This window comes from Xanthomonas cucurbitae, from assembly GCF_002939885.1.
Classification (GTDB): domain Bacteria; phylum Pseudomonadota; class Gammaproteobacteria; order Xanthomonadales; family Xanthomonadaceae; genus Xanthomonas; species Xanthomonas cucurbitae.
Genome location: NZ_MDED01000066.1, coordinates 1 through 8,802, shown reverse-complemented (window position 1 = coordinate 8,802; position 8,802 = coordinate 1). Strand labels below are relative to the sequence as shown.

The following is an 8,802-nucleotide window of genomic DNA, read 5'->3' as shown; positions in this document are numbered from 1 at the left end:
GCCCCACCTCCGTTGCCTTCAAGTGGGGCCATTGTCCAGCCGACCCGTCGCAAATCCTGCAACTACCGGCTGAGGAATGGGGCTAATCAGGTGTCCAAATGGCTGCGCAGTGCTGAACAGCGGGGGCGCAGGCTGTTATAGGGAGCTATCAGCGTCATAGCCGACAGGTCATGTCTAGTGGCTTCGACCGGCTTGTATAGCGGTTTCATATGCGTACCAATCGTGCAAGATCCCGAAGATCGAGCGAGTCCGTGCGAAGATATGCGCGGGTGTTGCTTGCTCTCCAGTAGCTCGGATATCCAGTGGACTGGCGGATAGTGAGAGCGGGTATCAGTGGGTCGTTTTGGGATTTAGAACTTTAAAAACAGATAGATAGGCCTGATATGTTGTTCATGCTCGATAACTACGACAGCTTCACCTACAACCTCGTGCAGTACCTGCAGGCGCTGGGCGCGGAGGTGATGGTGGTGCGCAACGACGCGATGAGCGTCGATCAGGTCGCCGCGCTCAAGCCCGAGCGCATCGTGATCTCGCCTGGACCGTGTACGCCCAACGAAGCCGGTATTTCGCTGCAGTTGATCGAGCGGCTGGGCCAGACCACCCCCATCCTGGGCGTGTGCCTGGGGCATCAAAGTATCGGGCAGGTGTACGGCGGCGATGTGATCCGCGCCGGCAACATCATGCACGGCAAGACCTCGCCGATCCGTCACGAAGGCAAGGGCGTGTTCGTCGGCCTGCCGGACGGTTACGTGGCCACACGCTACCACTCGCTGGTGGTGGATAAGACCACCCTGCCGGATGCATTGGAAGTCACTGCCTGGACCGAGAATCCGGACGGCTCCATGGAAGAGATCATGGGCCTGCGCCACCGCCAGTTTCCGGTGGAAGGCGTGCAGTTCCATCCCGAATCCATCCTGACCCAGCACGGCCATGCCCTGCTGAAGAACTTCCTGGAACGCGCGGCGTGAGCACGGCGGTGCCCATCACCGAGTTGCCGCTGCAGGGCGGCGTGCTTCAGCGCAGTCGCCCGTGGCCGATGGGACGCTCGTGCGCCGCCACTGCCGTGGAGCAGGCCGGCGCCCGGTTCGCTGTCGCGCGAGGTGAGTGCCTGGCATGCGAACAACCCGCAGGAGCGCCTGGCCGATGACGGCATCGGCCGACAGCATGCATTTCTACCAGCCGGCGCACGGGCATGGCCTGCCGCACGATCCGTTCAATGCCATCGTCGGGCCGCGTCCGATCGGCTGGATCGGGACGCGTGATGCCCAGGGCATCGCCAACCTGGCGCCCTACAGCTTCTTCAACGCCTTCAACTACGTCCCGCCCATCGTTGGTTTCTCCAGCACCGGCTGGAAGGACAGCGTGCGCAACATCGAAGCCACCGGCCAGTTCACCTGGAACCTGGCGACGCGGCCGCTGGCCGAGGCGATGAATGCCAGCGCGGCGATCGTGCCGCCGGAGGTGGATGAGTTCGTGCTGGCCGGCCTGCAGGCCGCACCGTCGCGGCTGATCGACGCCCCGCGGGTGGCTGCCAGCCCGGTCAGTTTCGAGTGCCGGCTGAGCCAGTTGTTGCGCCTGCAACGGGCCGACGGGCAGCAGGTCGATACCTGGCTGGTGCTGGGCGAAGTGGTGGGCGTGCATCTGGCCCATGCCGCGCTACAGGACGGGATCTACGACCCGGCCCGGGTGCAGACCATCCTGCGCGCGGGTGGTGCGGCCGACTATTTCGAAGTGCAGGCGCAGGCGCGCTTCCGCATGCAACGCCCGGGCTGAGTGCGCCAGCGTCGGCCTCCCATGCCGCGCGTGCCGCTCTCCCAATACCTCATTCCCACGTTCGCTTTCCGGTTGTCCCCATGCCCATCACCCCGCAAGAAGCCCTGCAACGCACCATCGAACACCGCGAAATCTTCCACGACGAAATGGTCGAGCTGATGCGCCAGATCATGCGCGGCGAAGTGTCGGACACGATGGTCGCCGCCATCCTCACCGGGCTGCGGGTCAAGAAGGAGACCGTTGGCGAAATCGCCGGCGCGGCTACCGTGATGCGCGAGTTCTCGCGCCGCGTGGAGGTCAGCGACCGGAAGCACATGGTCGATATCGTCGGCACCGGCGGCGATGGCTCGCACACCTTCAACATTTCCACCTGCGCGATGTTCGTGGCCGCAGCGGGCGGTGCCAAGGTGGCCAAGCACGGCAATCGCAGCGTGTCATCCAAATCCGGCAGCGCCGATGCGTTGGAGGCGCTGGGCGCAGTGATCGAGCTGCAGCCCGATCAGGTGGCCGCATCGCTGGCGCAGACCGGCATCGGCTTCATGTATGCGCCAGTGCATCACCCGGCCATGAAGGTGGTGGCGCCGGTGCGTCGCGAAATGGGCGTGCGCACCATCTTCAACATCCTCGGCCCGCTGACCAACCCGGCCGGCGCGCCCAATATCCTGATGGGTGTGTTCCACCCGGACCTGGTCGGCATCCAGGCGCGCGTGCTGCACGAGCTGGGCGCCGAACGTGCACTGGTGGTGTGGGGGCGCGATGGCATGGACGAGCTCTCGCTCGGCGCCGGCACCCTGGTGGGCGAACTGCGCGATGGCCAGGTGCGCGAGTACGAGGTGCACCCGGAAGATTTCGGCATTGCCATGTCGGCCAGCCGCAACCTCAAGGTGGCCGATGCCGCGCAGTCGCGCACGCTGCTGCTGCAGGTGCTGGACAACGTCCCCGGCCCGGCGCTGGACATTGTGGCGCTCAACGCCGGCGCCGCGTTGTACGTGGCCGGCGTGGCCGACAGTATCGCCGACGGTGTCGCGCGCGCGCGGGTGGTGCTGGCCGATGGCTCGGCGCGCGCCAGGCTGGACGCGTATGTGGCCTTCACCCGCCAGATCGCCGCGCAGGCGTGATCGCGCACGGCTGCAACGGTTCGCCGTGCAAGCGGCGGCCGCCTTGCCCTCTACCGGTGCGCCACGTGCGCTGGCGTGCCAGCGCAGCGCGATGTGGCCGTCTTGACCGATAATGCCCGCCCGCCAGGACCCCACACGATGAGCGACATCCTCAACACCATCCTTGCCCGCAAGGCCGAAGAAGTGGCCGAGCGCCACGCGCGCGTGCCGTTGGCCGAGCTGGTCGCGCGCTGCGCCGATCTGCCGCCCACCCGCGGTTTTGCTGCGGCCATGCAGGCCAGCATCGCGGCCGGCGATGCGGCGGTGATCGCCGAAGTGAAGAAGGCCAGCCCGTCGAAGGGGGTGATCCGGCCCGATTTCCATCCTGCCGATATCGCGGTCAGCTATGAATTCGGCGGTGCCAGTTGCCTGTCGGTGCTGACCGACGTGGATTTTTTCCAGGGCGCCGATGCCTATCTGCGCCAGGCGCGCGATGCCTGCACGCTGCCGGTGCTGCGCAAGGACTTCACCGTGGACCCGTACCAGGTCTATGAAGCGCGCGTGCTCGGGGCCGATTGCATCCTGCTGATCGTCTCGGCGCTGGACGATGCGCAGCTGGCCGAGCTGTCCGGCCTGGCCATGCAGCTGGAGCTGGATGTGCTGGTCGAAGTGCACGACATCGACGAGCTCGAGCGTGCGGTGCAGGTGCCGGTGCCGCTGGTAGGCATCAACAACCGCAACCTGCGCACCTTCGAGGTATCGCTGCAGACCACGCTGGACATGCGCGCGGCAGTGCCGCGCGACCGCATCCTGGTCACCGAAAGCGGCATCGTCACCCCCGACGACGTGCAGTTGATGCGCCGCAACGGCGTGAACGCGTTCCTGGTTGGCGAGACCTTCATGCGTGCGCCCGAACCCGGCGAGTCGCTGCGTCAGCTATTCTTTGCGCATGACTGAGTCGTATCCCGCGCCGAGCGACGATGCACCGTTGGTAGTCTTCGACTTCGACCACACGCTGTACGACGGCGATTCCGGCAGCCACCTGTTTGCCTGGTTGATCCGGCGCAACCCGTTGCGCCTGCTGGTGGCGCTGCTGGCCTCGCCACTGCTGGGGCCGATGGTGGCGATGCTGCCGACCCGCCGCCGTGGCGTCTCCGGCTATGTGTGGATCGCGACCTTCGGGCTGCATCGCACGCGCGAGTTCAACCGCTTCATCGATGCCTACGTGCTCAAGCATGAAGCGCAGATCCGCCAGCGCCTGCTGCCACACGCGCTCAAGGTGTTCACCGAGCATCGCGCCGCAGGCGACCGGGTCGTGGTCGCCACCGGTGCGCCGCCGGAGTTGGCGCGCGCGATTCTCGGATTTGTCGCGCACCAGGACGTGCCGGTGATCGGCAGCCTGGTCGGCCCGCGCCTGGGAGCGGTCACCGCGCGCCGTCATTGCCACAACGAAGAGAAGATGCGCATGTTGCGCGAGCGCGGCTACGCCGATATCGCCGTGGCGTATTCGGACAGCACCGCCGACCTGCCACTGTTGAAGGCCGCGCGCGCGCCGGTAGTGGTCAATCCCAAGGCCAATCGCGAAGACCTGTTTCGCCAGGTGCTGCCTGTAGGCACGCCGATCCTCAACTGGGGCTGCCGCGACCGCGGTGGCAAGGCGCTTCAGGACGCGTCTGCATAAGCGCGGCTAACCCACCGCAGCGCGCAGTCGTCAGGTGGGCACGCATGGCGCGCGCGGGGAGCGAGCCGATCGAGGTCGGCTGCTGCGGGTCGTGCGCCATGGGCGATGGCGCAGTGGATGTCCCGCAGGACAACCGGCGACATCGGGCCGCGGGCGGATGCCCGGCGGATCGGTAATGCCTCCTAGCCCGTTCGGCGGTCGGTGCGCACTCCACACCGGCCGCCGTGCGACAGGTGATTCAGCGTGTGCCGTACAGCACGACGGTCTTGCCACGTGCGTGCAGCAAGCCGTCCGCCTGCAACTTCTTCAGGACGCGTCCGGCCATTTCGCGCGAGCAGCCCACCAGGCGCGCCAGCTCCTGCCGCGACACGCGCAGCTGGGTGCCTTGCGGGTGGCTCATCGCCTCCGGCTCCTTGGACAGATCGTGCAGGGTCCGCACGATCCGGTCGGTCACATCCAGGAAGGCCAGGCGGCTGGCTTTCCTTGTCGTGTCGAGCAGGCGCTTGGAGAGCTGGACGCCAATGGCGTACAGGATGCGTGGCGCATCCGGCGACAGACTGGTCTGGAACAGCTGCTGCAGGCGCTCGTAGCTGATCTCGGCCAGCTCGCACTGGGTGCGGGTGCGCAGGATCACTTCGCGGGTGTCCGATTCGATGAACAAGCCCATCTCACCGACGAATTCGCCGCTGCCGAAATAGCCCAGCACCAACTCACGATCGTCATCTTCCTCGGCAATGATGCTCACCGAGCCGCTGATGACGTAGTAGAGCGTGCCCGCCGGATCGCCCGGCCGGAACACATCGGTCCGGGTCGGATAGCGTCTGCGGTGGCTGTGGGCCAGAAAACGCTCGATCGTGCCGGCGTCCAGCGCCAGGGAAGGGGTAGCGTTACGTACCGTCGTAGTCACAACCGTCGTGTTTCCTGAGCTCATGGTAGTTCCGCGTGTGATTCCTGAAGCTTAACGGCATGAGTCATGCAACGTAAACCATTCTTCATGACGGCATTTCGTTGCTGGGATCTTTGGCTCATAATTGGTTCCTTTCCCGCCTTCCAAAAGGACAGACCGACGTGGTCAAGCCGTTGCCTCGCCTGAGGCTACAGGGGTTCAACAACCTCACCAAGGCGTTGAGCTTCAACATCTACGACGTCTGTTACGCGCGTACCGAAGAAGAGCGTCAGCGCTACATCGAGTACATCGACGAGCAGTACGACGCTGATCGCCTGACCCAGATCCTGACCGATGTGGCCGAGATCATTGGCGCCAACATCCTCAATATCGCACGTCAGGACTACGATCCGCAGGGTGCATCGGTGACGATCCTGATCTCCGAAGAGCCGGTGATCGACAAGAAGCAGGCCGGCAGGGAGTTGATTTCCGAAGCTGTGGTTGCTCATATGGACAAGAGCCATATCACCGTCCATACATACCCCGAGACGCATCCGCAGGAAGGTATCGCCACCTTCCGTGCCGATATCGACGTGGCCACCTGTGGCGTGATCTCGCCGTTGAAGGCGTTGAACTACCTGATCGAGAGCCTCGAATCGGACATCGTCATCATGGACTACCGCGTCCGTGGCTTCACCCGCGATGTGAAGGGCAAGAAGCACTACATCGATCACAAGATCAACTCGATCCAGCACTTCCTGGCCAAGAACGTGAAGTCGCGCTACGAGATGTTCGACGTGAATGTCTATCAGGAAAACATCTTCCACACCAAGATGCACTTGAAGGACTTCGATCTGGACCAATATTTGTTCGAAGAGCGCGCCAAGAACCTTTCGTTCAAGGAGCGCATGAAGATCGAAACGCTGCTCAAGCGCGAGATCGAAGAATTGTTCCACGGACGTAACCTGAGCGAATAAGCGCAGCGAACGTGCCGGACCACCTGCTTGCAGGTGGATTCAAGATGCAAGGCGGGACGGCCCGCCACGCGATGACCTCGCGTTCCACAGCCGACGGCGGCCCAGTGTGCAGACACTGGGTCGCTTTTTTTTTGTCCGTTTTTTCTGTTGAGGAGTACCGCAATGCCCTGGATCTACCTGCTACTGGCCGGCCTGTTCGAAATCGGCTTCGCCATGGGCCTGAAATACAGCGACGGCTTTACGCGGCTGTGGTCCACTGTGCTGACGGTCGGCCTGGCTGGCATCAGCCTGTGGTTTCTGACCCAGGCGTTGAAGACCATCCCGGTCGGCACCGGCTATGCGATCTGGACCGGCATCGGTGCGCTGGGTGTGACCGTCGCCGGCATCGCGCTGTTCGGCGACAGCGCATCGTGGTCGCGGCTGGCCTGCATCGGGCTGATCGTGGCGGGTGTGATCGGTTTGAAGCTGGTCGGTTAGTCAGCGCCTGCCCCGATGTGTGTGCAGGTTGGCTGCCGAGCTTGAGCGCCTGCAGCCCGCACCCGATTCCCCACTCCCGATTCTCGATTCTCGATTCCCGACCTAGAGCCGGTACGCCACCGTCTTCATCAGCTTGGAGGCCAAGGCCATGGCGCTGGGGATCGGGGGGGGCAGGATGCGGGCGCCGGCCTGTTCTGCGTGGTCGGCGTGGCGGGCTTCGTCGATCTTCATGACCCGCAGGATGGCGCGGCTGCGCTGGTCGATCTCCGGCAGGGTTTCCAGGTGCTCGTCCAGGTGGGCTTCCACCTGGCGTTCGGTTTCGACCACGAAGCCCAGGCTCCAGTCGTCGCCGCGCAGGCCGGCCAGCGCACCGAGCGTGTAGCTGCCGACATACCAGAGCGGGTTGAACAGGCTGGGGCGGCTATCCAACTCGTGCAGGCGGTCGGCGCACCAGGCCAGGTGGTCGGTTTCTTCCTGCGCCGCTTCGAGCAGGTGTCGCTGGGTATCGGCGTCGCGGGCGACGGCGGCCTGGCCGAAATACAGCCCCTGCGCGCAGACCTCGCCGACATGGTTGATGCGCATCAGCCCGGCGGCGTGCGCGCGCTGCGGAGCCGTCAGTGCGGCATCCGGGGTGTCGGCGGCTGGATTGGGGCGCTGCGCGGGTGGATTGCCGAATACCGTCTCCAGCGCGCGCTGGGCTTCGGTCAGCAGCCGGTCGAGCGGGGTCTGCGATCGGGTAGGGGAGGTCTGGGTCATGTCCGGATTCTGGGCTTCGACCGCGCCGCTGCCAACCGCCCGCGCCGTAGCCGTCGCAGCGACTTGCGTCGCGCCGGGCCGCCGCGTACAATCCCGCCTCTTCTGTTTCGCCTTCACAACGCGTGGCAAAGTTCCAGCGGTCATTGCCGCTGCAATCCGCCCGACCACTCAAGAGTTTTCTCATGACTACGTTCACCGCCAAGTCCGAGACCGTCCAGCGCGACTGGTATCTCGTCGACGCCGCCGGCAAGACGCTCGGCCGTCTGTCCACCGAACTGGCCCGCCGCCTGCGCGGCAAGCACAAGCCGGTTTATACCCCGCACGTCGATACCGGCGATTACCTCGTGGTCATCAACGCCGAGAAGATCGTCGTCACGGGTAACAAGCTGAAAGACAAGAAGTATCATCGCTTCACCGGCTACATCGGTAACTTGAAGACCGAGAGCCTGGAGCAGGCGCTGCAGCGCCACCCGGAGCGCGTGATCGAAATCGCCGTCAAGGGCATGCTGCCGAAGGGCCCCCTGGGCCGCACCATGTACCGCAAGCTCAAGGTCTATTCGGGTGCCGAGCATCCGCACGCCGCCCAGCAGCCGCAAGTTCTGGATATCTAATCATGGCTATCACGCAAAACTACGGCACCGGCCGCCGCAAGTCCTCCACCGCTCGCGTGTTCCTGCGCAAGGGCACTGGCAAGATCACCGTCAACGACCGTCCGCTGGACGAGTTCTTCGGCCGTAAAACCGCGCGCATGATCGTGCGCCAGCCGCTGGAGCTCACCAAGAACACTGAAAGCTTCGACATCCTGGTCACCGCTTCCGGCGGCGGCACCACCGGCCAGGCCGGTGCGATCCGTCTGGGCATCGCCCGTGCGCTGGTCGAGTACGACGAAACCCTGAAGTTCGAGCTGCGCAAGGCTGGCTTCATGACCCGCGACGCCCGTGAAGTCGAGCGTAAGAAGGTCGGTCTGCACAAGGCCCGTCGCGCGACCCAGTTCTCCAAGCGCTGATCCATCGCGTCTGCGTTGCCCTGGTTCGCTGGGGCAATTGCTGCAAAAGCCCGGCATTGCCGCAATGCCAGTCAGTTAACGCTGATTGGCATTTTTCGTTGGGAACTTCGAAGCGCGGTTCTTGACGACTCTGGGGAAGCTTCGTTCGG

At 64.5% G+C, this 8,802-nt stretch carries 11 protein-coding genes; 9 read left to right on the top strand and 2 right to left on the bottom strand.

Annotated elements, in window-relative coordinates; translation table 11 throughout:
* Positions 1–383 precede the first annotated feature (383 nt).
* The 5 genes from XcuCFBP2542_RS18270 (at position 384) to XcuCFBP2542_RS18250 (ending at position 4,551) form a co-directional block, all read left to right on the top strand.
* Complete coding sequence (locus XcuCFBP2542_RS18270; protein ID WP_104605616.1) at positions 384–968, top strand: anthranilate synthase component II; 585 nt, start codon at positions 384–386, stop codon at positions 966–968.
* Positions 969–1,143: 175 nt separating this feature from the next.
* Positions 1,144–1,773 (top strand): flavin reductase family protein, encoded by a 630-nt coding sequence (locus XcuCFBP2542_RS18265; protein WP_104605614.1) that lies wholly within the window; start codon positions 1,144–1,146, stop codon positions 1,771–1,773.
* A gap of 80 nt (positions 1,774–1,853) precedes the next feature.
* Entirely contained in the window at positions 1,854–2,891 is a 1,038-nt protein-coding gene (gene trpD, locus XcuCFBP2542_RS18260) for an anthranilate phosphoribosyltransferase (RefSeq protein WP_104605612.1), read from the top strand.
* Between the two features lie 138 nt (positions 2,892–3,029).
* Positions 3,030–3,827: an indole-3-glycerol phosphate synthase TrpC gene (gene trpC, locus XcuCFBP2542_RS18255; protein WP_104605610.1), complete on the top strand. Its 798-nt coding sequence runs from the start codon at positions 3,030–3,032 to the stop codon at positions 3,825–3,827.
* Positions 3,820–4,551, top strand: a complete 732-nt coding sequence (locus XcuCFBP2542_RS18250) for a haloacid dehalogenase-like hydrolase (protein WP_104605608.1) — start codon at positions 3,820–3,822, stop codon at positions 4,549–4,551. Before trpC ends, XcuCFBP2542_RS18250 begins: the two co-directional genes overlap by 8 nt.
* A 238-nt stretch (positions 4,552–4,789) precedes the next feature.
* Here XcuCFBP2542_RS18250 and crp read toward each other — a convergent pair whose 3' ends face one another.
* Positions 4,790–5,482 (bottom strand): cAMP-activated global transcriptional regulator CRP, encoded by a 693-nt coding sequence (gene crp, locus XcuCFBP2542_RS18245; protein WP_104605606.1) that lies wholly within the window; start codon positions 5,480–5,482, stop codon positions 4,790–4,792.
* A 137-nt stretch (positions 5,483–5,619) separates the two neighbouring features.
* Between crp and speD the strand changes: the two genes are divergently transcribed.
* Entirely contained in the window at positions 5,620–6,414 is a 795-nt protein-coding gene (speD, locus tag XcuCFBP2542_RS18240) for an adenosylmethionine decarboxylase (RefSeq protein ID WP_104605604.1), read from the top strand.
* Between the two features lie 162 nt (positions 6,415–6,576).
* Entirely contained in the window at positions 6,577–6,891 is a 315-nt protein-coding gene (locus XcuCFBP2542_RS18235; protein ID WP_104605602.1) for a DMT family transporter, read from the top strand.
* Positions 6,892–6,993: 102 nt separating this feature from the next.
* Here XcuCFBP2542_RS18235 and coq7 read toward each other — a convergent pair whose 3' ends face one another.
* Entirely contained in the window at positions 6,994–7,647 is a 654-nt protein-coding gene (gene coq7 / locus XcuCFBP2542_RS18230) for a 2-polyprenyl-3-methyl-6-methoxy-1,4-benzoquinone monooxygenase (protein WP_104605600.1), read from the bottom strand.
* Between the two features lie 182 nt (positions 7,648–7,829).
* Here coq7 and rplM point away from each other — a divergent pair, with 182 nt between their 5' ends.
* Positions 7,830–8,258: a 50S ribosomal protein L13 gene (rplM, locus tag XcuCFBP2542_RS18225; protein ID WP_003483082.1), complete on the top strand. Its 429-nt coding sequence runs from the start codon at positions 7,830–7,832 to the stop codon at positions 8,256–8,258.
* A 2-nt stretch (positions 8,259–8,260) separates the two neighbouring features.
* On the top strand, positions 8,261–8,653 hold the full coding sequence (rpsI, locus tag XcuCFBP2542_RS18220; RefSeq protein ID WP_104605598.1) for a 30S ribosomal protein S9: 393 nt from the start codon (positions 8,261–8,263) through the stop codon (positions 8,651–8,653).
* The last annotated feature ends 149 nt before the right edge of the window (positions 8,654–8,802 follow it).